Below are 24,635 nucleotides of genomic sequence, written 5' to 3' on the forward strand. Positions count from 1 at the left end.
CGATATCATGCAGGGATCAGACCCGTTTCCCCCGGAAAGCCAGGGAAGCGCCCACAAAGTCCCGGAAGAGAGGATGGGGCCGGTTCGGCCTGGATTTAAACTCGGGGTGAAACTGGGTGCCCAGGAACCAGGGGTGCCCCGGCAGCTCCACAATTTCCACCAGGTAGCCATCGGGACGCAGGCCGCTGAAGACAAGCCCCCCGCGGGACAATTCATCCCGGTAGTTATTGTTCAATTCGTAACGGTGGCGGTGCCGCTCGTAAATTATTTCTTCCCCGTAGGCCTTGTAGGCCAGAGTTCCGGGAACCAGACGGCAGGGATAGCGGCCCAGGCGCATGGTTCCACCCAGGCGTTCCAGCTCTTTTTGCTCGGGTAATAAATCAATTACCGGATAGGGTGTCCGGGGATCAAACTCGGAGCTGTTGGCTCCAGCCCAGTTCAGGACATGGCGGGCATACTCCACCACCGCCAGCTGCATGCCCAGGCATATGCCCAGGAAGGGAACCTTTCTCTCCCGGGCATACCGGATGGCCTTAATTTTTCCCTCGATACCCCGGTCCCCAAAACCTCCGGGGACCAGTATGCCATCCACTTCCAGGAGGTAATCTTCAACCGGCCTGCGCTCCAGTTCCTCGGAATTGATCCAGCGAATGTCCACCGCCGCACCATGATGGAGCCCTGCATGGCGCAGGGCCTCGGCCACGCTGAAATAGGCATCGGGCAGGGAAACATACTTGCCCACCAGGCCGATGACCACTTTCTCCCGCAGGTTTTTCATGCGGTTGACCATGTCCTCCCAATCGGACAGTTCAGGGGGATGGCACTGCAGGCCCAGTCGTTCCACCGTTATTTCCCCCAGCCCCTCCTTCTCCAGCATCAGGGGCACCTCATAAATGGAAGGGGCATCCACAGCCTGGATTACCGCCCGGGGGTCAATATCACAAAAGAGGGCTATTTTTTCCTCCATCTCCCGGGAAAGGGGTTTTTCCGTCCGGCAGACAATCACGTCGGGTTGAATACCGATGCTGCGCAGCTCTTTAACACTGTGCTGGGTGGGCTTGGTTTTTAACTCGTTGGCCACCTTGAGGTAAGGTACCAGGGTGACGTGGATGTACATGACGTTCTCCCGGCCCAGGTCGGTGCGCAGCTGGCGTATGGCTTCCAGAAAGGGCAGGGATTCGATATCGCCCACGGTGCCGCCGATCTCGGTAATTACCACGTCCGGGTTGGACTCGGCTGCCACCCGCAGGATCCTTTCCTTTATTTCGTTGGTAATGTGGGGGATCACCTGTACGGTGGCACCCAGGTAGTCGCCACGCCGTTCCTTGGTGATCACCGACCAGTATATGCCTCCGGTAGTCACGTTACTGCTGCGGCTCAAATTGCTATCAATGAAACGTTCATAATGACCCAGGTCCAGGTCGGTTTCCGCACCATCCTCGGTGACAAAAACCTCCCCGTGCTGGTAGGGGCTCATGGTTCCCGGGTCAATGTTGATGTAGGGATCCAGTTTTTGAATGGCCACTTTCAGGCCGCGGCTTTTTAACAGGCGGCCCAGAGAAGCGGCGGTAATACCTTTGCCCAGGGACGACACTACTCCACCGGTGACAAAAATAAATTTGGCCATGATAGCCTCCTGTCCAGTAATTATGGCTAGATTTTTTATGAATTCTATAATTCCTCTCTAATTCCGGGCATCAAAAGAGCCACGGCCAGTTTTTTTAAAAAAGCGGCCTGCAGCCCCATGCAACAGGCACCGGCAGGCAGGTACTTACCTTCAGGTTATCAGGACTCACCCTGTACCTATCCTATTCTAGCCGTGGTAGCAGATCATGTCAACAGAATTTAACGGTTAAGCAGGCGGGCCACCAGAATATAACCCAGAAAAAGGCCCACCACCCCCATAACCCCCGCCAGGGTTGGGGGTGCGGGCACAGGCAGCTTCAACCAGGCAAAGGCCGCACCGACCACAATACCCGTGATCAATGCCAGAACAGCTTCTTTCAACAAGTAAACACACTCTCCCATCCCGCCTGCGGCCGGGTAAACCCATTCACATTCTCTCCGGCGCGGAGAGGCCCAGCAGGCGCAGTCCGTTCCTCAAAACAATTCGGGTGGCGCCCACCAGCACCAGCCGGGCGGCAGTCATGGCTTCATCACCGGTGATTACCCGGTGGCTGTTGTAAAAACTGTGCAGCAGCCCGGCCACTTCATGGAGATAACGGGCCATGCGGTGGGGAGCCAGATCCTTTGCCCCCAGGGCCACCTCTTCGGGAAAATCAGCCAGCCTGCGGGCCAGGGCCAGCTCCTCTTCTTCCCTCAGGAGGTCCAGGTCCACCTGTTCGGCCGGGGGGAGTGACCCGTCCACCTGGCGCAGAATGCTGCATATGCGGGCATGGGCATACTGGATGTAATAAACCGGGTTCTCATTGGTCTGCGCCCGGGCCAGGTCCAGGTCAAAATCCAGGTGGCTGTCGGCACTGCGCATGACGAAAAAGTAGCGCGCTGCATCCCTGCCGACCTCTTCCACCAGCTCCTCAAGGGTAACGAACTGGCCGGAACGCTTGCTCATGCGTACCAGTTCGCCGCCCCGGTACAGACGCACCAGCTGCATGATCACTATTTCCAGGGCTTCGGGATCATAACCCAGGGCGGCCATCGCCCCTTTCATACGGGCCACATGGCCGTGGTGATCCGCCCCCCAGATATTGATCACCCGCTCAAAGCCCCGGCGGAATTTGTCCCTGTGGTAGGCAATATCCGCCGCAAAGTAGGTGGGTATGCCGTTGCTGCGCACCAGAACCTCGTCTTTTTCCGCCCCGAACTCCGTCGCCTTAAACCACAGGGCACCCTCGTATTCATAAATGTAACCCCGGCGGCGCAGGATATTGATGGTCTCCTCCACCGCCCCCGATTCATGGAGGGATTTTTCCGAAAACCAGACGTCGTAATGAACCCCGAAATCCTCCAGGGCCTTTTTGATGGCCGCCAGCTTTTCTTTCAGGGCATAATCAGCCAGCGCCTGGCGCCTTTCCTGCTCCGTGGCCTGCAGGTAACGGTCCCCAAAACGCTCCACAAAACCTCTTACCGTATCGATAATGTCTTCCCCGTGGTAGCCTTCCTCGGGCACCTGGGCGGGCAGGCCGAGAAGCTGGAAATAACGGGCCTCCAGGGACCGCCCGAAGTTTTCAATCTGGTTGCCGGCATCATTAATATAATACTCACGGGTGACCCGGTAGCCGGCAAAATCCAGCAGGGCGGCAATGCTGTCTCCCAGGGCCGCCCCCCGGGCATTGCCCATATGTAACAGCCCGGTAGGGTTGGCGCTGACAAATTCCACCTGAACCCGCTGGCCCTGCCCAAGGTTCACCCGGCCGTAGTCGTGATCGGCGGCTATGATGCGGGGCAGCTCGGCCAGCGCCCACCGGGGGGCCAGGTAGAAATTAATAAAGCCGGGCCCGGCCACTTCCACCCTGTCCACCGGGATCCCGGTCAGATCCAGATGTGCCACCAGGGTCCCGGCAATCTTACGGGGCGCGAGACGGGCCGGCCTGGCCAGGAGCATGGCCAGGTTGGTGGCAAAATCACCGTGCTCCTTTTCCCGGGGCACTTCCAGCACATAGGGCGGTATCTCAACCGCGGGTAATAAGCCCCTGCTAACAGCAGAAGCCAGTGCCCTCTCCAGGGCACCGGCCAGGTGTTCCCGCACTTCCTGGACTATTCCCTTCATCAAAAAAGCTAGACCTCCTGTACGGTAATGGATAATTCATTGTAACCAATTCTCTGCCGGCATAACTCCAGCTCGTATTCCAGATTAATACTTCCGCCCACCTCTGTCAAGTCCACCTCCACCTTCCAGGGCAGGACCCGGATCCACATGGACCCGTAAGGCGTTACATAACTGGTTTCATGGTGAATCCCTTCTTCAAAAACCTGCTTCACTTCGGCCGTACCCATGCGGTTCAAAGTAACCCGGCTGGGTTCGGCCTTTAACGAAGTGGTGGTTCCGGCCAGGCCGGAAATTTCAGATTCATTATAAATGATGTAAAAGGACCTGTTTTTCTGATAATAATTGGCCTTTGTTACCATTTCAATGGTCTCCCGCTCCCCCAGGTCATTGGTCTGCGTCCCGCGGATGGTTACCAGCACCTCTTTGCGCAATACCAATCATTCCTTTCCCCTTAAGAGCCGGGCAGGGCATCTTAAAAGCTAATTTTAAATATTATATCCTGTTTTCCTCCAGGTTTAAAAGGATTATTTTTTGCGCGCCGGGCCGGTAACAGGCCGGTGCGGGACCATAATCGCAGGCAAAAAGCAAAAAACAGGCGCTGGCGCCTGTTTCGGGTCTGGATATCGTTCCGCCGGGCCGGGCCTGCTGCCCGCAGGCCGCCGGTTAGCGGAGGAAAAAAGTCACCACATTGTTATACAAATCATTCATAAACACCTTGAGCAAAAGCAATGCGGTCATGCTGGATATGGTACCCACGCCCAGGATATCCACCGCCAGGCCCAGGTTAACCAGCCAGCGGGGATCCTCCCGCAGCGAAGACGATTGGCTTTTGTGCATTTTCCCGTCCCCCTCTTCCCGTTGAATTTGGGGTTTCCCCGCCTGGAAACGGTAGTGACAAGAACAGGGTTTGCTGTAGTGACAACAGACACGCCTGGCGAAGGGTACCCCCTTTCCGCCCTGTTGACATTATTATAGCTCGAAATATTCAGAAATCAATAGCCGGATGACAAAAAGAATGATATCACATGCACAAAAAAAGCGGTGCTCCGCGCACCGCTTCTCATACCATTTCCTGCTTCCTTATTTTCACCATCACCGCTGGCCCGGGCAGGGCCGCAGCAGGCTGCTCAGGCCTCTGCCTTTTCGCCGTGTGCGGAAGCCGATATGCCCAGGCCCTCAAAAATGAGCATCACGGCAAAACCGTACCAGATGGTGTAGATGACGTAAAAGGCCAGCATGAATGTGGTTACCCCCGCTTTATCCGCCACCCGGGAGGATGGAATCCCCTCAAAGTTGTAGGCGGGTTCCAGCCCCTTGGTCATTACCGAACCGGCGAAGGACATTTCACCGGAACGGGACTCCAGCTTGTATTTCTTCTCCAGGGCTTTGAACAGGTTCCACCAGTAGTAAATGGCCTCCCGGGATGGGATACCGTAACGGCTGCTGATTTCTTCGCCCCGGTTATTGAACTCCGCATCGGCATCGGCCAGTGCCGCCCGGGCTATTTTGCCCAGGTCACCGCTGACCGTAAGTGTTTGCTCCTGCACCGCCACCATGGCCCCGGCGGCTGTAAAAAGGCTGTTCATTTTTGCCGCTTCTTCCTGACCTGCAGCCTCCAGGGTCACCTGGAAATTCTGTCCTTCAAAATTTTCCGCCCTGCTCATGAGATCGGGAATGTAATAGGTCGAGCCTTTGGTTAACTCGTTAAAGAGATCGTCGGCGTAGCCAATTACGGTTTTGCCGTTCATTACCGGGCTCAACATAACAACCAGAACCACGGTGAAGGAGATGAGCAGCACCACACCGATAAAGAATTCCCTCTTCTTAATTATCATGCCGGTTCACCCCTTTATCCAGGCTGCCTTAATGCCCCAGGCCCGCGCTGCCGGCCGTAAGGGCCTGCCGCTCGGCTTCCCGGATCTTGCCGGCGCCCTTGAAGAACACGGCCAGGATCCACAGCGAGAAAATACCTACCAGGGCAAAGAAGATCACCGTACCTACAGTGTTAATCAGGGTAGCGGTGGAGCTGTTTACGCTGATCCAGCCAACTTCATTGAGCTTGCCCGGGAGGGCGCAGACGCGGTTCACAAAGCCGGCCAGGATGGTCAGGGCGTAAAAGGCCCTTATGGTAACCCCCTTCACCATTCTGGTTACCAGGGCACCCATCTGCACACCCACCAGGGAACCCAGGAGCATGCCCATGGCCACGGTGTAAAATACGTAGCCGTAAATGGCGTACTGGGTGATGGAAGAATAACCGGTGGTAAAGATAATCTGTAATATATCGGTGCCCACGGTGGTGAAGGTGGATACACCCAGGCCGTATACCATCATGGGGAAGGTCAGGAAGCCACCGCCCACACCCATGATGGCGGCGACAAAGCCGACGATGAAGCCGCAGATGATAATGGGATACACGGCGATGCTCCGGCCGCCGGGAACAATGTGCTCATCGAACTTTACCCGCGGTTTCAAGGGAAGGGACTGCAGCCACCGGGCAAACCTGGTGGTGGCATCGGCACCTGATGTTCTGGTTCCGCCGGTGATACCTTTACGCATCCTGAGCCAGTCCGCCAGGGCGTAAAATCCCAGAATACCCAGCATGAACACGTATACCGCGCTGATGAAAGCATCGCTTAAAGCGGGGCTTTTCTGGTAAATGGCCCTGTTGATCACACCGCCCACGGAGGCCCCGGTTACGGAACCCAGGACAAACCAGGCAGCAATCCAGAAGTTCACGTTACCCATCCTGCGGTGGATAACCGTACCCATGATTGCCTTGGCAAAGAGGTGGAACTGGTCGGTACCCACGGCCATAATCCCTTTCACCCCGATGCTCATCAGCGCCGGGGTCAGGACGTAGCCGCCGCCCGCACCAATAACGCCGGTAATCAATCCAGCCATGATGCCTATAAAGATGGAGCCCACAAACATCTCGGTGGTGGCAAAGCTGGGCATATAGGCCTTATGCCCGCCGAGGTGTTCGGGCAGACCGGCCGCCGCAGCCATCTCCATCCCCAGGCCCAGAAGAACGGGGAACAGCGCCACCAGCAGGAGTTTCCAGCGCCGGCCCAGAATCACCCGGCTCATTTCCAGTTCCCACTGGGCCTGTTTCCTGGACAGGGCAGTCAGGAATTCGCCCGCGGCCAGTCCGCCGCCAATAAGCCGTTTAAACATGGATGATACCCCCTTAAATTTCCACACGATTGGAGTCTGACCGTTTCCGCTTTCGGAGATCTCCTTTACCCCCTGCCGGCGGGACGGTTTTAACCCGCTACCGTACCGCCCATCTCACCCCCTCTCCTTTTGGCACCACAACCTGTGGTGACAAGATCCGAAAACCCACGGCTGTTTGCCGGCCGGTTACTGCAGTCCAGCTTGTGAAAAGTTTCACTATACTGGGTAAATAATTGTCACTACCCCGTAATGTTAAGGCTTCCTTTCCGGCGGAAGCGGTCTGCAAAAATAACCTTGCCCCGTCCGCCTTTAACTTCCAGTTCACGTACAATTTCTGCAAATAATTCCTTCATCCCTACCACCCCCACAAGCCGGTCCCCTTCCCAGACGGCTACCGGATCCTGGGCGTTTCTGATAATAACGTGGGCGGCCTTAAGCGCACTGTCCTGAACTTTAAGCTGGCGCGAAACGGGCATCATGATCTCCCTGGCCGGGCGTTCGGCCAGGTCTGCACAGCGCTCCTGAAAGCAACCTGCCAGCAGCACCGGTTCCGTCCACTCCGGGTTGACGACCCAGCCGCCATACGCATCCTTCTTAAAGGCCACCGGGTTCAACCCGCGGAGAACCTCCTTCATCCCGATCATCCCGGCAATCTTCCCATTTTCCGTAACCAAAACCACCGGATATCGCCGGCAGACCTTGAGAGCTGCCACGACCTCTCTTACCGTTGACTCCCCATCCACCGTGGCCAATTCCATAATGGGCACCATGAGCTCCCCAACCTTCTTTTCCACCGGGTGCACCTCCTTTCCACGGGAACAGCAGCTCGGTGTTCTCAGACCACCAGTGCCCCGGGGTCGGAAACCCCTATGGCCTGCAGGATCGCCGCCTGATTTTTTTCCACGCTGGTGACCGATTTTAACTCCACGTCATCCACCCGGTTGACGGCTACCTTCACTTCTTCCAGCAATTCCAGGGCCTGGCGGGAAGTCAGGGCAATGCCCGCCCGTCTCAGCAGGTATTCCAGGGTTTTCTCCAGCACGGCCGCCAGCAGGCAGACGAAGATGCTGGCGGAAAGGTTGCGCTCACGGTAAAATTCCCCCGACCGGGACTCAAAATTCCGGATTTGTTTAAAGAACTCCCCGAGCTGGTTCAACCGGGTGTAGGAAAGCAGCAGCTCTTTACCCTCCAGCAGATCCGTGCTGGTCTCCAGAAGGAATGCCCCCGCCGTTTTTTTCTCCCGCGCTATCACATCTTCCCGGCGCCGACAGGTCAATTCCCCGGTAGTTTCGTTAAAATGCCAGTCAAAATAACGGCGGCAGTATTTATCCCTCAATATGACAGCGCTCTTGAGAAGGTTCTTTCTTCCGGCACGGTTTTCCGCAGCCAGGTTCTTTTGAAGTTTCAGCAATTCGCCTTCCACCCTGGCCAGACGTTCGGTCAGGACGCCAATCTTTTCCCTTGCCGCAGCCGGGCTGTAACATACCAGGTAACGCACCCCCCCTTCCACCACTTCCCTGTACCACAGGGATTCGTCAACTTCCTTGAACCCCGCCCGGTTCTCCACCAGCTCCCGCTCACAAAGTTCCAGCTCCCATTCCGACCGTACCCTGCGGCGCACCAGGTAAGGATAACCGTGGGACATCAAAACCTCCAGGTGGGGGACGGACATGGGGCGGCGATCTCCCACAAATATGCACTGCCCGGTGCCATGAGCATCCCGCAGCCGGTGGATGATCTCCCGGAAATCCCCCTCGTCGGGTACTTCATTCAGGATCCGGCAGCCGATGGGCATTCCCTCGCGGCTGACCATGATCCCCAGGTATACGCGCAGTTCCTCCTGCGGCAGCTGCAAAAAGTACCGGCCATAGGCAGAATGCTGCAGCTCGCCCGGGGGAGCGGGCTCAACGGTGGCCGTGGTCAGCAGGCAGAAGGCCAACTCCCGGCTGAGCCGGGTAATGGTACCCAGTCTCCGGAATAGTTCCACCTCCAGCTCATCCTTCACACCGGCCACACTTTCCAGCACCCTGTAAAAGTGCTGCTCCAGGAATTCCTTGCCCTGTGCCTCGGGGAAGTACAGGCACCGGTACCATTCACTGAGGGCCTGTTTGTTCGGGGGATTGATAATCTGGTTTAAGGTCATCAGCTCCAGAAGCAGGGCGGTATCGGGCTCAATCTTTTTACCGGAAAAAGCCGCTTCCACGGCACCCTTAACATCCAGCAACTCCCAGATCCGGTGCAGGGCCAGCACTTCACCGAAGCGCAGCACCTTCCGGGCTTCTATGCTGGCAGGCCGCCGCTGGACGCCACAAATACGGGCCAGGCCGTTAATTAATCCCTCCACCTTTTCCGGCGTCAGATTCTCCAGGTTGCCCAGGTTGGCGATTACCCTCTGCTTAACCTTATTTCCTTCCCGGTAGTTTTCAATAAGCTTTAAGTACGTGTACTCCTTTCCCCCGCTGCGGCTGGTAACTTTCCGGAAGAACACGGGATATCACCCCCAAGTCAACCCGGCTGAGCAGTATATGTGCCTTACCAGTACCGGGCCGGCACCCGGCGCCGGGGTTTTTGTCACCACGCCATAACGCGTTTATGCAGGCTTGTTATATTATTCACATGCACGTTTAGTCCCTACCCTCGTTTTTCTGTAACCGGCCTGCAACCCGGTCTTCCCCGGTATTTTCACCACGCATGTACACTACGTTTTTCACCAGCAACCCTGGTTGTGCATATATTCACATTCGTTTTTTATACCCTTTCCTTGTTATAAAAGTATAGCACAGGCCATCGATTTGTGCAATAAATCACTAAGTAATTTTCCAAAGCTACAATTTTCAGAAAAGTCCGTTCCATCCTACCACAGCCCCAGAATCCTCCACCAGAAATTGCCAAGCAGGGCTACGGTAAGGAGCAAGGAAACCAGAAAGAGCACTCCGCCGGCCTTTAAAAAATCCCGGGCCTCCAAATATCCCGGGCCGTAAACTATGGCGTTGGCGGGAGTGGCAATGATCAGGAGATAAGAAAAGGCCGAGGCCAGGGAAGTTGATACGCCGATTACCAGGGGAGAGGTCCGGGAAAGTTCGGCCACCTTCAAAAAGATGGGACCGAGGGCAGCCACCGTTGGCCCGTCGGCCATGGTATTGGTCACCAGGGCGGTTACCGTGGCGGTAACCGCCAGCAGCGAGAGGCCCTGGCTCACCTCGGCTACCTCCGCCAGGTGCAGGAACTGCCCGGCCAGCCAGGAAGCAGCCCCGGTTGAAATGAGCGTTTTACCCATGGAGATGGCCCCGGCATAAAGCAGGACCACCCCCCACTGCGTTTTTTGCTGCAGGTAGCTCCAGTCGACCAGGTGCAGGACCACTGCCAGCAGTATGCCCGTCATGGCAATGGTACCCACCCCGTAGCGGTGGCTGGCGAAGATCCAGCCGACCACCACGGCCAGGAAAATAGCCAGGGCCAGCCGGGCCTGGACGGTCAGGGGGCCACTGGCTTCCATTTCCTCCCTGATAGCCTGCACGATACCGGAAAGGTCCTTGACCTCCGGGGTGAAGAGGTTCAGCAACCAGTAGCTGACCACGGGAATCATGACCAGCGTGAAGGGCATAACCATGAGCATCCATTGCCCGTAACCAATGTTTATATTCAGGCTGCTCAGCAGGCCCAGCATCAAAGCATTGCGGGCACCCCCGGAAGGTGCGGCAACGCTGCCGATCATCACCCCGTAGGCAATGGAGAGCATGACCAGCTTGGCCAGGTTGGGCACCTTTTTATATCCGCCGCTCAGGGAAACAATTCCCACCCCGATGGGAAGCATGATCATTACCGCAGCATGTTCGGTGATAAAACCGGCGCTAAAAGCACAGAAGGCCACAATTCCCAGGATAACCCTTTCAATGCGGGTGCCGCATAGCTTGAGCACAAAGAGGGCCACCCGGTTGTGAATGTTATATTTCATCAGCATGGCCCCCATCATCAACACGCCCATGATGAAAATTACAGCGTCGTCCATAAAAGCGCGGGGGGCATCCCGGAAACCGGCCAGGCCGGTGAAAACCTGGTAGCACCCGATAATAATGGCCGTTGCCGGCAGGGGAATGGCTTCCGTCAGGAAGCAGATGATGACAAAAACCCAGAGCCCCAGGGCGTACTTGCCCTCCACCGTCAGGCCCCGGGGAGCAGGCAGCAGGCAGATGAGAGCCATTACCAGCAGGGCCAGCAGGAGCCACTTTCTCTCCTTCAGCAGTCCTCTGATGGAACCCGGGAACACGTAAAAGGAGAGTTTACCCCTTCTTTTTCCCTGCTGGTCGGGCCCGGCCACAGCATCCCTTTTCCGGTAATCATCCAGGTTAAAAATTTTCCGCTTACCCATATCTCGACCCCGGCCGCTTTGCCGCAGATTCCCGCATCCCGTTTAAATAAACGGCTAGAGAGTATAACCGCTCTGGAAGGCGGCCCGGTTGACCTCCAGGTAGCGGGCGGGAACGCAGGCCTCCAGGGCATTCATCCAGTACGAAAGGGGGATGGACATCCTCCTGGCCAGGCTGCCCAGGAGTACCACATTTGCCGCCCGGCTGTTGCCGCATTCCAGTGCCTTCTGCAGGGCGTCCACCATTATGGTCCTGGCCCTGCGGGAAAGGTGGGCCGGTATGTTTTCCGGGTACCGGGACATACCGGCCAGTACCGGTACGGGATAAATGACCTGGCTGTTAACAATAATGGTACCCGTATTTTTTACGTAGTTCACCCAGCGCAGGGCTTCCAGCTGTTCGAAAGCCAGGATTACATCAGCTTCCCCTTCGGGTATAAGGGGGGAATAAACCTTTTCCCCCAGGCGGACCTGGGTGACCACACTCCCCCCCCGCTGGGCCATGCCGTGGATTTCCGAAACCTTAATATCATACCCGGCCGCTCTGGCGGCATGAGCCAGGATCCTGCTGGCCAGAATAATCCCCTGGCCTCCCACCCCGACCATCAGTATATCCACCGGTAAACGAGCCGCTTCTTCAGTCATTGTTTTCTCCCCCTTCTTTCAGGGCGCCAAAACGGCACACCTGGACACAGAGGCCACAGCCGTTACAGGTTATGGCTTCCACCGCCGCCTTTTTATCCTGTACGGAAATGGCCGGGCAACCCAGCTTGAGGCAGCTCCTGCAGCCGGTGCAGGCTTCCCGGTCCACCATAACCGGCGGCCGTTTCTCCCTGTGCAGCAACGCGCAGGGCCGCCGGGCAATGATCACCGACGGGGCCCCGCAGGCCACCTCTTCCTGAATGGCCTGCGTCAATTCCGCTACTTTCAGCGGGTCCACCACCCTTACCCGGCTGACCCCCAGCGCCCGCACCAGCGCTTCCAGATCCACCGCGGGTGCAGGTTCTCCCATCAGCGTTTTACCCGTACCGGGATGCTCCTGGTGGCCGGTCATGGCCGTGGTACGGTTATCCAGTATGATTACCGTACCCTGGCCGCCATTGTACACCATGTTCAGAAGACCCGTGATACCGGAGTGGAAAAAGGTGGAGTCGCCGATAACGGCTACAGTACGCCGGGACAGGGTAGAATCGGCCAGCTCACAGCCATGGGCCATACCAATGCTGGCCCCCATACAGACACAGGTATCCATCCCTTCCAGGGGGGGCAGGCCGCCCAGGGTGTAGCAGCCGATATCTCCGGTAACCAGCAGTTTTAATTTATGCAGCACATAGAACACTCCCCGGTGGGGACAACCGGGACAGAGTACGGGCGGGCGCCCGGGAACCGGGGGCAGTTCCCGGGGAGGGGAAGCAGCCCCTTCCTCTTTATCCGGCGCGGGCACCGGTAACCCGGCTGCCACCGCCCTGCTCCGGATGAGACCCGGGGTGAACTCGTTCCAGGCGGGGAATATTTTCTTGCCTGTCACTTCCAGGCCCAGGCCCCGGACGAAATCTTCCAGATAGGGATCCAGCTCTTCCACCACCACAAGTTTTTCCACACCGGCAGCAAACTGGCGGATAAGACCTTCCGGCAGGGGGTGGGTCATCCCCAGCTTGAGTATGGATACTCCCGGCATGGCTTCCCGTACGTACTGGTAGCTGACACCGCTGGTGATCACACCCACCCGGCGATCGCCCCAGGTAATAAAGTTAACCGGCGTGGTTTCCGTGTAAGCTTTAAGCCTTTGCAGCCTTTCTTCCAGGGACTGCCGGCGCAGGCGCCCGTAAGCAGGTACCATGAGCCACTTTGGGGCATCTTTCCGGTACGGCTTTAAAGGTATTTCCTTACGTTCCTTCACTTCCACCAAACTCTGGGAATGGGCCACCCTGGTGGTCGTGCGCAGCATTACGGGCAGGTCGAAATCTTCACTCACCTGCAGGGCCAGCCCCACCATGTCCAGGGCTTCCTGGCTATCCGAGGGTTCAAACATGGGTATCCGGGCAAAGCGGGCGTAAAAGCGGTTATCCTGTTCATTTTGCGAGCTGTGCATCCCCGGATCATCGGCCGATACCAGCACCAGCCCGCCATTTACACCGGTATAGGCTGCCGTCATCAGGGGGTCGGCAGCCACGTTCACGCCCACGTGCTTCATGGTTACCAGCACCCGGGCACCGGCCAGGGAGGCCCCCAGGCCCACTTCCAGGGCCACTTTCTCATTGGGGGCCCACTGGGCCTTAATCCCCGGATAACGGGAAAAATTCTCCAGTATTTCCGTGCTGGGTGTGCCGGGGTAACCAACTCCCACTGTTACGCCGTTTTCGTAGGCTCCCCGGGCAATTGCTTCGTTACCCGTCATCAGTTCTTTCATGTTCTACCTCCATCATTTATAGCCTGTTTCTCTGGAGTAAGCATGGCAGCTATTCCCGGAGAAACGCTTTTAAACCTTTCCTTCCGCGCGCCGCCTGTCGATAATCCGCCTGGCCTTGCCCTGGCTGCGCTCAATGGAGTGCGGTTCCAGCAGGCGCACCCGCGGGTTGATGGAGAGCACCGTCTGGAGGCGGCGGCGGATTTTCTCCTCGAGAGCTTCCAGGTCCCGGAAGCTCCCGGTAAAGAACTCTTCCGTCATTTCCACCTGGACCTCCAGGTAATCCAGGTAGCCCCTTTTATCCACCACAATTTGATAATGGGGTGAAACCCCCTCCACCTCGATTAAAACGCTTTCAATTTGCGAGGGGAAAACGTTTACCCCGGAAATGATCAGCATGTCATCGGTGCGCCCGGTGACCCGGCGCAGCCGGGCGCTGGTGCGCCCGCAGGCACAGGGCTCGGGATTGATGACGGAAATATCCCGGGTGCGGTAACGAATTACCGGCAATGCTTCCTTGGTCAGGGTGGTAATTACCACTTCACCCTCCTGACCGTAATCCAGGGCTTCCCCGGTTTCCGGATCGACAATTTCCACCAGGAAATGATCCTCGGCTATATGCATCCCCTGCTTTAAACCGCACTCGCCGCACACCCCGGGTCCCATTACCTCCGACAGACCGTAATTATCGGTGGCTTTCATGCCCCACATCTTTTCCAGCTCCCGGCGCATTTCCTCACTCCAGGCTTCGGAACCAAACAGGCCCAGCCTGACCTTCAACCCGGCAGGATCAATGCCCATGGAACGGGCGGTCTCCCCCAGGTGCAGGGCGTAGGAAGGGGTTCCCACCAGCACCGTGGTACCAAAATCCTTCATCAGCATGATCTGCTTTTCACTGTTGCCTACGGAGGAGGGAACTATGGTGGCGCCCACTTTCTCCAGCCCGTAGTGAAGTCCAAAGGCGCCGGTGAACAGGCCGTAACCAAAGGTGATCTGTACCACGTCATCGCTGGTGACTCCGGCCTGGGTAACTATCCTGGCCACCAGTTCGGACCAGATTTCCAGATCTTTTCTGGTGTATCCCACCACAATGGGCTTTCCCGTGGTTCCGGATGAGGCATGCAGCCGGACCACATCCTTCAGCGGAACAGCAAAGAGCCCGTACGGGTAGTTATCCCGCAGGGCTGCTTTGGTAGTAAAAGGGAATTTCTGGATATCCTCCAGGCTGCGCAGGTCCTCTGGCCTCACGCCGTGAGCATCAAACAACTGGCGGTAGTAAGGTACCCGCCGGTAGACACGGTGCAGCACCTCTTTTAACCGCTGTAGCTGCAGGGACCGGAGTTCTTCCCTGTCCATACATTCGTGCCTGTGATCCCAGATCATGAACTCTCCACTTCCTTGCATTGAAGTAATGTCTGCCTTTTTACAGCTTCGTCCCGACCAAAGGTCCTTTCCACCACCTCGGCCGGCAGGGGACGGGTAACCAGGCTGACCACCGGCACCACCAGCAGGGGGATAAGCATGGACAGCGACCCCACCAGGGGGATAACCGCCGCATCAAGCCGGTAATAGAGGGAGAGGATTACCGAACAGCCCAGCCCGCTTATTGTGCCGGCCCAGGCCCCTGCAGGCGTGGTACCCCGCCAGAAAAGACCGTAGATGTAGGGAGCCAGGAAAGCTCCGGCCACCGTACCCCAGGATATGGCCATTAAGCTCAAGATAATAGCCGGCTTGACCAGGGCGATGATCAGGGAAAGAGCTATGAAAAGGCAGCATAATAAGCGCATAATGAGCACACCGTGCTTTCTAGCCCATCCCGGCTTCAAACTCTGCACCAGATCTATAGAAATAGCTGAACTGCTAACCAGCACCAGGGAAGACAGGGTGGACATGGATGCCGAAAGCACCAGAAGAAGAATAAGGGTAGCCCCCAGCTCGGGAAGGGTGCTGTGAATGAGAATTGGCATGAGCATATCGGGGGTTGGCTTGCCGGTGGCCGGATCCACGGGTAATTTATCAAAGAACAGGTGTGTAAGCGAACCGGTAAAATAGGCCCCAAAGGTGATTACCAGGGCGAAAACAGTGGAAACCACCATGGCGGGGGGAATGGCCCTCTCGTCCCTGATGGCGTAGAACTTCTGAACCATTTGAGGCAGCCCCCAGGGTCCGAGACTGGTTAGCACAACCAGGGCAGCCAGCGGCAACCACTGCCCCCCGGGCCCGGCCGGGCTGACCAGGCCGGGGTTAATTGCCGCCAGCCTTTCAAGCCCCTGCACTATTCCCCCCACCTGGGTAGCCCCCAGGACATAATAGAGCAGGATACCAACCCCGGCCAGCATAACCATACCCTGGATTACATCCGTCAGGGCTACAGCCCGGTAACCACCCATTACCAGGTACAGGGCCGTCAGCAGGCACATCAATAAGGCAGCATACAGGTATGGCAGGCCAAATATCTGGTTGAATAAATAACTCAAACCCATGAAGACGGATGCTGAATAGGGCACCAGGAAGATGAATATAATCAGGGCTCCGTATATTTTCATGGCCCTGCTTTGATAGCGGGCTTCCAGGAATTCCGGCATGGTCATGGCTCCCAGCCGGGCGGTCATGAGCCGCGTCCGCCTGGCCAGAACCAGCCAGGCCAGCAGGCTCCCCACCAGGGTGTTGCCCACTACAATCCACAGGGCGGCCATGCCGTATCCCCAGCCCACCTTGCCGGCATAACCGATAAAAATCACCGCTGAAAAATATGTGGTCCCGTACGCAAAAGCGGAAAGCCAGGGACCCATGTTCCTTCCGCCCAGAAAGAAATCTCCCACCGTCCGGTTACGACCCATACTGCAGTACCCGCTGTAAAGAAGGACACCCACAAAAAGGCACAGTAGCAAAATTTTCATTCCTGCCGTCCTCCCATCCTGCTTTTTTTGGTGCCACCAGTTCCCCGGTGACATGTTCAGACATATTTTATTCTACGCCGGGAGCTCTTTTCCTGCCCCGATTTGAATTCGGGGCTATCTTTCTTCAGGGGCGGGCGCTCCCGGCCGCATTCATGCCGGTCCCCCGGGATAAAAGGGGCCTGGTTGGGGTGGAAATTACCCGCGGCCGGACACCCAGCCGGCGCACAAACTGGGCCATGCGCCGCAGGGCTTCTCCCAGCTCTTCCAGGGAAGCGGCGTATGAACAGCGCACGAAGCCTTCACCGCTGGAACCGAAGGCATTTCCCGGAACCACAGCCACCTTTTCTTCCTGGAGCAGGACCTCGGCAAACTCCTCCGAAGATAACCCGGTTGCCCTGATCTCCGGGAAGGCATAAAAAGCTCCCCGGGGCTCAAAACAGGGCAGGCCCATGTCCTTGAAAGCATGGATAACCACGTGACGCCGCCGGTTATACTCGCGGATCATCCGCTCCATGGCCGGCCGGCCATTTTTCAGCGCCTCCAGGGCGGCCATTTGAGCGGTAATGGGGGCACAGAGCATGGTGTACTGGTGGATCTTGGTCATGGCGGCAATAAAATCAGGGTTGCCGCAGGCGTAACCTATCCTCCAACCCGTCATGGCGTAGGATTTGGAAAAACCGTTTAAAAGTATGGTACGTTCCTTCATGCCCGGCAGGCTGGCCACACAGGTATGCTGTCCTTCATAGGTTAGCTTGTCGTATATTTCATCTGAAATAACTATCAGGTCGTGAGCCCTGACAATCTCCATAATTTCCTGCAGGTTTTCCCTGGACATTACCGCTCCGGTGGGGTTGTTGGGGTAACACAGCACAAGGAGTTTGGTGCGTGATGTAATAGCTGCTTCAACCTGGTGGGCATGCAGGGAAAAGCCTTCCTCCATGGTCGTGGGCAGGGGAACCACCTTCCCGCCGGCCAGCATTACCGTCGGGGCATAAGAAACGTAAGACGGTTCCGGGATGAGCACCTCATCCCCGGGGCTCACCAGCGCCCTTAAAGCCAGGTCCAGGGCCTGGCTCACCCCCACCGTAACCAGGATCTCCTTCCGGGGGTCGTAGGTCACGCCGTAGCTGCCGGCCAGATCGCGGGCAATGGCGCAGCGCAACTCCAGAAGGCCGCTGTTGGATGTGTACATGGTGTATCCCTTTTCCAGGGAATAAATGCAGGCTTCCCGGATATGCCAGGGTGTGACAAAGTCCGGTTCTCCCACGCCCAGGGAAATAACCCCCCTGGTTTCAGCCACCATATCGAAAAAGCGGCGAATTCCCGACGAAGGAATGTTCTTTACCACAGGGTTAATCCGCTCACACCAGGCTTCGTTCATCCACGTCTTCCTCCCCGCTCTTTCTATTAACATTTTTCCGCTTTATTTTTCTTACGGCGTGATCATCAGCCGGCGATCTTCCTCGCCATCGTCCACAATAACACCGTCCTGCTTGTATGTTTTCAGCACGAAGTGGGTGGTGGTGCTGACCACGCCCTCTATGGTGGCCAGTTTGGTGGCCACAAAATTACTTACTTCCCGCATGGTGCGCCCTTCAATGAAAACGGCCAGGTCATAAGCCCCGGACATCAAGCGAACGCTGCGCACCTCGGGAAACCGGCAGATTCTCCGGGCCACGGCGTCAAAACCCACATCCCGCTGGGGCGTTATGCGTACCTCAATCATGGCCGAAACCTTCTCCTCGCCGGCTTTTTCCCAGTTGACCAGGGTCATGTACTTTAATATCGTCTTGTTTTCTTCAAGTTCCTTGATGGCCCGGCGTACACTGGCGGGATCGGACTGCAGCATGACAGCTATTTCTTCCGGCGTTACCCTGGCATTGTCTTCCAGTATCTCGAGCAATTCCAGCTTATTCACCAGCTCACCCCTCTACCCGGCCTGTCTTTTTAAATCGAAAGGGCTCTCGCCCCAATGGGACGAGAGCCCGGTCTCGCGGTACCACCCACCTTGGCCGCCGGCACGAACACTGGCGACCCTCTCACGGCCCGGTAACGGCGGGCTGCCGGGAGGACATACTCGGTTGTTTCACCTTTCGGTCCCCGGCTCCGGGGCGGCACGGGCACTTTCCCAGCCGGGCTTGCACCCTCCCCGGCTCGCTGGTCTGGTACAGGTACCCTTCTTCCCCTTCATGGCCATACTGCCATATTAAGTTAAGTTAAATACTAGCATGTGTTTCAGCTGCTGTCAACAGGTAATTATTTTTAAGGGCGAAGCCCGATGCTAGAGCGTCAAGATGCCTTCCGGATTCCGCACCACCCGCAGGATCTGGACCTCGCGGCCATCCAGGGCATCTATATAAACAAGGAAAAGATCCCTGTCCAGGCGGGCCTGGAACTCATAGGCCAGTTTTTCCCTGTCCGGCGGTACGGGAATGAGGACCAGCCGGCCGCCCTTTATCTCTTTGAGCCTGGGGTTGAGCTTCTGCCTTGCTTCCTGAAGCCCAATCCGGGGGCGGGGAAGCTCACGCCTGCTGTGATTCATGAGGTAGCTCGATGCTTCTATTCCCATAATCTGGCCGTTATCCAGGGCCACGGAAACTTTTATCTGATCCGGGTAAAGAACTACCTGTTCCTGGGTGGCTGCGAAATTGAACACGGCAAGCCCGTTTTGCTTCTCATAGTAAACCGGCACCATGTCCCGGTAGCCCAGTGAGGCCAGATAGTCCCGGGCTTTTTGCCTGGCCTTTTCCATGCTCCAGGTAGCATTTCCAATCCTGCGGCCACTGGCCATCCAGTTCAAATGACCCCCCTGGCGGGTAATGGCCACTGTTACCGGCACACCGTCCTTCCTTAAGGGGCGCAGTTCCACCAGATATGAAGGGATTTTTCCCCGGGATTCCCCCACCCGTTCCACCACATACCTGCCCCGATCCCCGGTTACCTCCAGCGCTCTGGCCCGGGCTTTCTCCCTGCTGATGTTTTCCCCGGTGACTCCCCGGGCTACTCTTTTTCCCAGGTGATCGGAAAAGGGCCCGTCATAGATCAGGGTGGGGAAGTTTTCCATATGTTTCTCAATAGCCTGAAAGCTGGTATTGGCCAGGCGCGGCCCCTCACGGCCCAGGGTGCGCCTGCTCTCCCGCGCCAGCTCGCTCAGATAAAGCTGGCCCGAAGCTATACGGCTTTGTAGTTCGTGCAGGGCCAGGTTCAGGTCGGCGGATTGCTGGTAGAGGCGCTTGATAGTCTCCCACTGCTGGCCGGACTCCAGTTCTCCCCTGACTGCCTGCTGCATTAATGAGTGGGCATAATCTCCCACCTGGGTCAGGAATTTGGATGTGCGCCCGGTCAGGGCATCGGTTACCGGCAGCTGGTTTAAATTCGCCTGGGCCGCCATGGCCCGCTGCCAGAGTTCCATTAGGAAGGTGCTCTGCGCTTCCGGTGTTCCGGCCACCAGACTTTTGGAAAGCAGCACTTCCATATTCTGCACGTTTTCCGTCAGGTCATACAGGGCCCGGTAATACTTGTTATTCAGGGCCGTTTCCAGACGCTGGCGTACAGTAAACTGCTGGTAGCCCCAGTACCCCAGAGCACCTGCCAGTACTACGCCGGCAGCCAGTATCCAGAGCCAGTGTTTTTCCCTTATCTCCACACTCCCCAACCTCCCCTTAACGGGCAAAGATGTGACGGCCAATCTGGGTGACGACGTCCCGGGTCCAGATCCACGGGTTCACCGGCTTGGCAGGGTTCCAGAAGTACAGGCAGCCACCCGTGGGATCCCAGCCGCACATGGCCATCATGGCAGCCTGCAGGGATTCCTCGCTTACCGGGCGATTATACTGGCCGTTACTCACCGATTCAAAGGCGTGGGGCTGATAGATAACCCCGGCCAGGCTGTTGGGAAAGGCCGCGCATCTGGTACGGTTCAAAATCACCGCCCCCACGGCCACTTTTCCTAATAACGGTTCGTCGGCGGCTTCTCCTTCAATAACCCTGGCCAGCAGGTAGACCTCGTCCCTGTTGGTTACTCCCCGGGAAACGCCTGCTGGCTCCCCCGGTGGTGACGCTGCGGGCGCCGGGGAAAATCCCAGTGCGGCCCATGTTTCGGGCCCCACCGTACCATCGGGAACCAGGCCGTTATTTAACTGAAAATTAACCACCGCCTGCTGAGTTTCGTTGCCGTAAAAACCGTCCACCGGGCCGTTGTAATATCCCCATTCCTTCAGGCGCTGCTGCACCCTGATGACGTCCTCACCGCTCAGCCCCCAGTACAGGATGCGTTCCTGAGCATGTGTTTGTCCGGTAAGGGCTGACATACCGGCAGCCAGGACGGCCAGGGTTATGGCTATCAAAATGGACCGGCGGAGATAATCGCCCCCCGCTTTCACCCCGCCCCAACCCCCTTCCCTGTGATGAATCCGACCTTAAATTCCCTTTTCAGTATGAGCCGGGGCCGGTAGAAATATGAGCGGAAGCGGGAAAATTTAAAGGTATTTTCCTCTGCCCCGCTCGCCTAATAAAAAGCGGGGCGCCGCAGCTTACCGGCTGCGGCGCCCCATGCCTCTCCCTTCCCCGCTTTCTATATATTGCCCATCCCCCGATGGGCCCGCCACTGCCGGGCCCGTTCCACCAGCGCTTCCGCCCACCGGGGCGTGGCCAGGGCGTGAATGTGATTGTAGGACGCCAGGACATTCCTGTATACGACGCCGTCCCTTTCACCGTCAATACCACTGCCCCGCAAAACCCTGTAGGCAAAACGAACATCCCGGTCCACGTTCACCAGGCGGGAATGGTGAAATTCATGTCCCTTGATCACACTCCCGGCTGGGAAAAAGGGGTTTTCCCCGGTTACTTCCACCACTTCATAACCGTGACCGCAGGGCCTGTCTTCCATCACCACATCAAAGGGCAGGGCACCACACATGCGGTAGGAACGGCCCTGCCAGAATATCTGCCGGCCCAGGTACATTAACCCCCCGCACTCGGCATAAACCGGCAACCCCGCCTCAACAGCCCGGAGTACCGATTTGCGCAGCCCTTCATTGGCCTCCAGCTGGCCGGCAAATACCTCGGGAAAACCGCCCCCAATATAGAGCGCGTCTACCTGCGGCAAATCCGGATCCCGCAGGGCATCGATATATACCAGCCTGGCTCCAGCCTCCTGCAACGCCTCCAGGTTTTCAGGATAATAAAAGGAGAAGGCCCGATCGCGAAATACACCAATTACCGGTTTGTTGTCCGGCATTCCATCATCTGGAGCATCCCCCCCGGCTGCCATCTCCAGGGGTGGAGCCTGGCGGGCGACAGCCAGGATGCCTTCAAGATCCAGGCATTCCCGGGCCACCCGGGCAATCTCCTCCAGCGCCTGTTCCAGTTCGTCCCGCTCCCCGGCGGGTACCAGCCCCAGGTGGCGATCCGGTATCACCATTTTTTTACCCTTCGGAATAACCCCCAGCACCGGGATCCCGCAGTACTTTTCCAGGGCACCGCGCAACATTTGTTCGTGACGGCGGCGGGCAACCCGGTTTAAGACAACTCCGGCCACCTTTATCCGGGGGTCGAAGCGCATGAAACCCTGCACCAGGGGTGCCACGCTACGGGTCATCCTGGTGGTATCCACAACCAGAATAACCGGTGCAGCAATGATCCTGGCTATTTCCGCGGTGCTACCGCTACCCTCCAGATCCACGCCGTCAAAAAGGCCCATGGCACCTTCCACCACGGCCATATCGGCATCACGGCTGTGGCGCAGGAGCGAATACCGGATGGTTTCTCCGGACATGAGATAACTGTCCAGGTTACGGCAAGCCCGGCCGGCCACACGGCTGAGCCAGCCCGGATCGATAAAATCCGGCCCCTTTTTAAAAGGCTGCACCACCAGCTTTAAATGACGAACCAGAGCAGCCAGCAGGCCAATTGTTACCGTGGTCTTTCCCGAGCGGCCCCGGGGTGCACCAATCACCAGGCGAGGTATGCATTTGTTACCGTTCTTCCTATCTTTCATCGCGCCAGTATCACGCCTTTCGCCTCGCACCCCGTACAGGAAGGATGGGCACAGTCATAAGCTCCACTGCCGCATCTCACTGCTTAAGCCTGTGCCCCGAAAAGGAAGAACATAAAGGTTGGTCGCCCTTCGGGGCGACCTTCAAATAAGTGTAGAAAACCTCATCTATTACACGCAGCCGGTGGGCTTGGGCAAGCCGGCCACTTTACAGGCACCTTTAGCCGGACCAGAGGGGAACAGCTCGTAGATCTTTTTCAAGCTGAAGCCCGTCTCCTTGCAGAGTTTGCGGATCATGGGGGCAATCTGGAACTGCAGGTAGTAGTTACGCAGGTAATTGACTACCTTCCAGTGCTCATCGGTCAGCTCGGAGATACCTTCCTGAGCTGCCAGTGCCTTGGCCACATCTTCGTTCCACAGGTTCGGGTCAACAATGAACCCGTCCTCGTCCTGTTCAATTTCCACACCATTTACATTGATGGATGGCATGTGCTTAACACCTCCATTAGTTTAGCATTGTTCCAGCATTCCACAAAACCCATTTAAAAATTACATATCTTTATAAAAATTCCGGGCCAGGTGCCTGGTGCCCGTATGGAGCCTGACCACCCCCTTAAAAGAATATCACTCCTGGATAAACAAGTCAATGATTTAAGAAAACCCGTTTATTCCCAGTTTACTTCCACACCAGGGCCATACCCACAAGGTCGATCAATCCCTTAACTTCCACTCCCAGTTGATGTTCCTCGACCATGGGATACAGCTGGGCCTTACAGATGGAGCAGGGAGCGCACAGGATGCCGTTCCCATCCCTGCCCACCCCGGTGGCACGAACCTGTTCAGCCTTTTTCTGGGAGAATTTAATGCGCAGCTGGTACATTTCAGGGTCGTCAAAGAGTATGGCCGAACCGCCACCGCAACAGAAGTTGTTCTCTTTATTCGGATACATTTCTCTGAAATCGGCCACACACGCCCTGATCACCGTGCGCAGCGTTTCGGCCATGCCACAGGCCCGCACGTAGTTGCAGGGATCGTGGAGGGTTACCGGCCGGCCGATCTTGTTGGGATCCAGTTTCAGCTGGTTGGTGCGAATATAATAGGCCACCTCGTCATGAATATGGGTTATCGGCCAGCGGATGGGCAGATCAGCCATACCCGGCAGGTACATTTTCCATGCCCGCCAGCCATGGCCACACTCACCCCAGACAATCTTCTTGACGCCCAGTTTCTGGGCTGCATGCAGCAGGCGGGTGAAGTTATGGCGCATGGTATGCTGCTGGTCGAAGAGCAGGCCGAAATTACCCGCTTCTGTAATGGTACTGGGAATAGTCCAGTTGGCACCGATGTAGGTGAAAAACATCCCTGCACCCATCAAGGTATAGGGGTTGAGCAGGAAGTCGGCGGAAGAGGGCACATACATGATGTCGGCCCCTTCTTTATCCACAGGGAACTCCACATCAACACCGAACTCGTCCTTAATTTCCTCGGACAGGAATTCCAGGGTATCAACAATGGCCGGCTTGGTCAGACCGGTATGGTTGCCCGTCCTTTCCATAGCCGCCCCTACATCGGCATGAAGCTTGGGCACAATACCCAGCCAGTGGAGGATCTGGCGCCCAATCATGGTTACCTCACAGGTGTCAATGCCAAAGGGGCAGACATGGGCGCAGCGCCGGCACTCATTGCACTGGTAAAAGTAGGAGTACCACTGCTCGATGATATCCAGGTTGAGGTCTTCCGCCCCCACCAGCTTGCCGAACCAGCGCCCTTCCAGGGTGAAATAACGGCGGTATATTTTGCGGATCAGCTCCGCCCGGTTGGTGGGAATGTTGTTGGGATCCCTGGTTCCCAGGTAAGTATGGCAGTTTTCGGCGCACAGGCCGCATTTCACGCATGACTCCATGGCCAGGACGAAAGAGCGAAATTTTTTGCGCATCTCGTCGAGATACTGGATGGCCTTTTCAACCTTCTGGTCATCGGGCACCGGCTCGATGTGTATCCGGCGCATATCTTCAACCGAAGCTTTGGCTGGCATTTTCAGACCCTTATATTCTGGCAAC

The 24,635-nt window shown here is 57.0% G+C and carries 21 protein-coding genes; all 21 read right to left on the reverse strand.

The features are described 5' to 3' along the window. Positions 1 to 16: 16 nt before the first annotated feature. The 21 genes from BUB44_RS06800 to dsrK all read right to left on the reverse strand — a co-directional run bounded on the left by BUB44_RS06800 (position 17) and on the right by dsrK (position 24,634). On the reverse strand, positions 17 to 1,627 hold the full coding sequence (locus tag BUB44_RS06800) for a CTP synthase (RefSeq protein ID WP_073164486.1): 1,611 nt from the start codon (positions 1,625 to 1,627) through the stop codon (positions 17 to 19). A 218-nt stretch (positions 1,628 to 1,845) separates the two neighbouring features. Continuing rightward, positions 1,846 to 2,007 carry a XapX domain-containing protein gene (locus tag BUB44_RS06805; protein ID WP_073164565.1) on the reverse strand — a complete coding sequence of 54 codons (162 nt, stop codon included), beginning with the start codon at positions 2,005 to 2,007 and terminating at the stop codon, positions 1,846 to 1,848. Positions 2,008 to 2,053: 46 nt separating this feature from the next. Continuing rightward, entirely contained in the window at positions 2,054 to 3,730 is a 1,677-nt protein-coding gene (gene argS / locus BUB44_RS06810; RefSeq protein WP_073164568.1) for an arginine--tRNA ligase, read from the reverse strand. Positions 3,731 to 3,738: 8 nt separating this feature from the next. Beyond that, positions 3,739 to 4,167, reverse strand: a complete 429-nt coding sequence (locus BUB44_RS06815; RefSeq protein WP_242655883.1) for a YwiB family protein — start codon at positions 4,165 to 4,167, stop codon at positions 3,739 to 3,741. A 226-nt stretch (positions 4,168 to 4,393) separates the two neighbouring features. Beyond that, the gene (locus BUB44_RS15370) at positions 4,394 to 4,567 is read right to left on the reverse strand and encodes a hypothetical protein (protein ID WP_157832958.1); all 174 of its coding nucleotides are present in this window, start codon (positions 4,565 to 4,567) and stop codon (positions 4,394 to 4,396) included. A 290-nt stretch (positions 4,568 to 4,857) separates the two neighbouring features. After that, a complete protein-coding gene (locus BUB44_RS06820) occupies positions 4,858 to 5,565 on the reverse strand; it encodes a hypothetical protein (protein WP_073164488.1) in 708 nt (235 codons plus the stop codon). Positions 5,566 to 5,593: 28 nt separating this feature from the next. Further along, positions 5,594 to 6,907: a sulfite exporter TauE/SafE family protein gene (locus tag BUB44_RS06825; protein ID WP_073164490.1), complete on the reverse strand. Its 1,314-nt coding sequence runs from the start codon at positions 6,905 to 6,907 to the stop codon at positions 5,594 to 5,596. Positions 6,908 to 7,146: 239 nt separating this feature from the next. Further along, positions 7,147 to 7,701: a CBS domain-containing protein gene (locus BUB44_RS06830; protein ID WP_073164493.1), complete on the reverse strand. Its 555-nt coding sequence runs from the start codon at positions 7,699 to 7,701 to the stop codon at positions 7,147 to 7,149. A 41-nt stretch (positions 7,702 to 7,742) separates the two neighbouring features. Next, the gene (locus BUB44_RS06835) at positions 7,743 to 9,395 is read right to left on the reverse strand and encodes an IS1634 family transposase (RefSeq protein ID WP_073164496.1); all 1,653 of its coding nucleotides are present in this window, start codon (positions 9,393 to 9,395) and stop codon (positions 7,743 to 7,745) included. A gap of 366 nt (positions 9,396 to 9,761) precedes the next feature. Beyond that, a complete protein-coding gene (locus BUB44_RS06840; protein WP_073164499.1) occupies positions 9,762 to 11,276 on the reverse strand; it encodes an SLC13 family permease in 1,515 nt (504 codons plus the stop codon). Positions 11,277 to 11,330: 54 nt separating this feature from the next. Beyond that, a complete protein-coding gene (locus BUB44_RS06845) occupies positions 11,331 to 11,918 on the reverse strand; it encodes an indolepyruvate oxidoreductase subunit beta (protein WP_027355919.1) in 588 nt (195 codons plus the stop codon). Further along, positions 11,911 to 13,683 (reverse strand): indolepyruvate ferredoxin oxidoreductase subunit alpha, encoded by a 1,773-nt coding sequence (gene iorA, locus BUB44_RS06850; RefSeq protein WP_073164502.1) that lies wholly within the window; start codon positions 13,681 to 13,683, stop codon positions 11,911 to 11,913. The genes BUB44_RS06845 and iorA overlap by 8 nt, the downstream gene beginning before the upstream one ends. Before the next feature lie 69 nt (positions 13,684 to 13,752). Further along, on the reverse strand, positions 13,753 to 15,063 hold the full coding sequence (locus BUB44_RS06855; protein ID WP_073164504.1) for a phenylacetate--CoA ligase family protein: 1,311 nt from the start codon (positions 15,061 to 15,063) through the stop codon (positions 13,753 to 13,755). Continuing rightward, positions 15,060 to 16,580 carry a sodium:solute symporter family protein gene (locus BUB44_RS06860; RefSeq protein WP_073164507.1) on the reverse strand — a complete coding sequence of 507 codons (1,521 nt, stop codon included), beginning with the start codon at positions 16,578 to 16,580 and terminating at the stop codon, positions 15,060 to 15,062. The genes BUB44_RS06855 and BUB44_RS06860 overlap by 4 nt, the downstream gene beginning before the upstream one ends. 124 nt (positions 16,581 to 16,704) lie before the next feature. Continuing rightward, entirely contained in the window at positions 16,705 to 17,961 is a 1,257-nt protein-coding gene (locus tag BUB44_RS06865) for an aminotransferase class I/II-fold pyridoxal phosphate-dependent enzyme (protein ID WP_073164510.1), read from the reverse strand. Positions 17,962 to 18,012: 51 nt separating this feature from the next. Then, on the reverse strand, positions 18,013 to 18,498 hold the full coding sequence (locus tag BUB44_RS06870; RefSeq protein WP_073164513.1) for an Lrp/AsnC family transcriptional regulator: 486 nt from the start codon (positions 18,496 to 18,498) through the stop codon (positions 18,013 to 18,015). A gap of 363 nt (positions 18,499 to 18,861) precedes the next feature. After that, entirely contained in the window at positions 18,862 to 20,226 is a 1,365-nt protein-coding gene (gene ypeB, locus BUB44_RS06875; protein ID WP_165611024.1) for a germination protein YpeB, read from the reverse strand. Positions 20,227 to 20,242: 16 nt separating this feature from the next. Continuing rightward, entirely contained in the window at positions 20,243 to 20,890 is a 648-nt protein-coding gene (sleB, locus tag BUB44_RS06880; protein ID WP_083543141.1) for a spore cortex-lytic enzyme, read from the reverse strand. 263 nt (positions 20,891 to 21,153) lie between these two features. After that, positions 21,154 to 22,578 (reverse strand): cobyrinic acid a,c-diamide synthase CobB, encoded by a 1,425-nt coding sequence (locus BUB44_RS06885; RefSeq protein ID WP_027355927.1) that lies wholly within the window; start codon positions 22,576 to 22,578, stop codon positions 21,154 to 21,156. A 168-nt stretch (positions 22,579 to 22,746) separates the two neighbouring features. Next, the gene (locus BUB44_RS06890; RefSeq protein ID WP_027355928.1) at positions 22,747 to 23,064 is read right to left on the reverse strand and encodes a TusE/DsrC/DsvC family sulfur relay protein; all 318 of its coding nucleotides are present in this window, start codon (positions 23,062 to 23,064) and stop codon (positions 22,747 to 22,749) included. Positions 23,065 to 23,251: 187 nt separating this feature from the next. After that, on the reverse strand, positions 23,252 to 24,634 hold the full coding sequence (dsrK, locus tag BUB44_RS06895; protein ID WP_207545627.1) for a sulfate reduction electron transfer complex DsrMKJOP subunit DsrK: 1,383 nt from the start codon (positions 24,632 to 24,634) through the stop codon (positions 23,252 to 23,254). Position 24,635: the final 1 nt, after the last annotated feature.

Source organism: Desulfofundulus australicus DSM 11792, assembly GCF_900129285.1.
Classification (GTDB): domain Bacteria; phylum Bacillota; class Desulfotomaculia; order Desulfotomaculales; family Desulfovirgulaceae; genus Desulfofundulus; species Desulfofundulus australicus.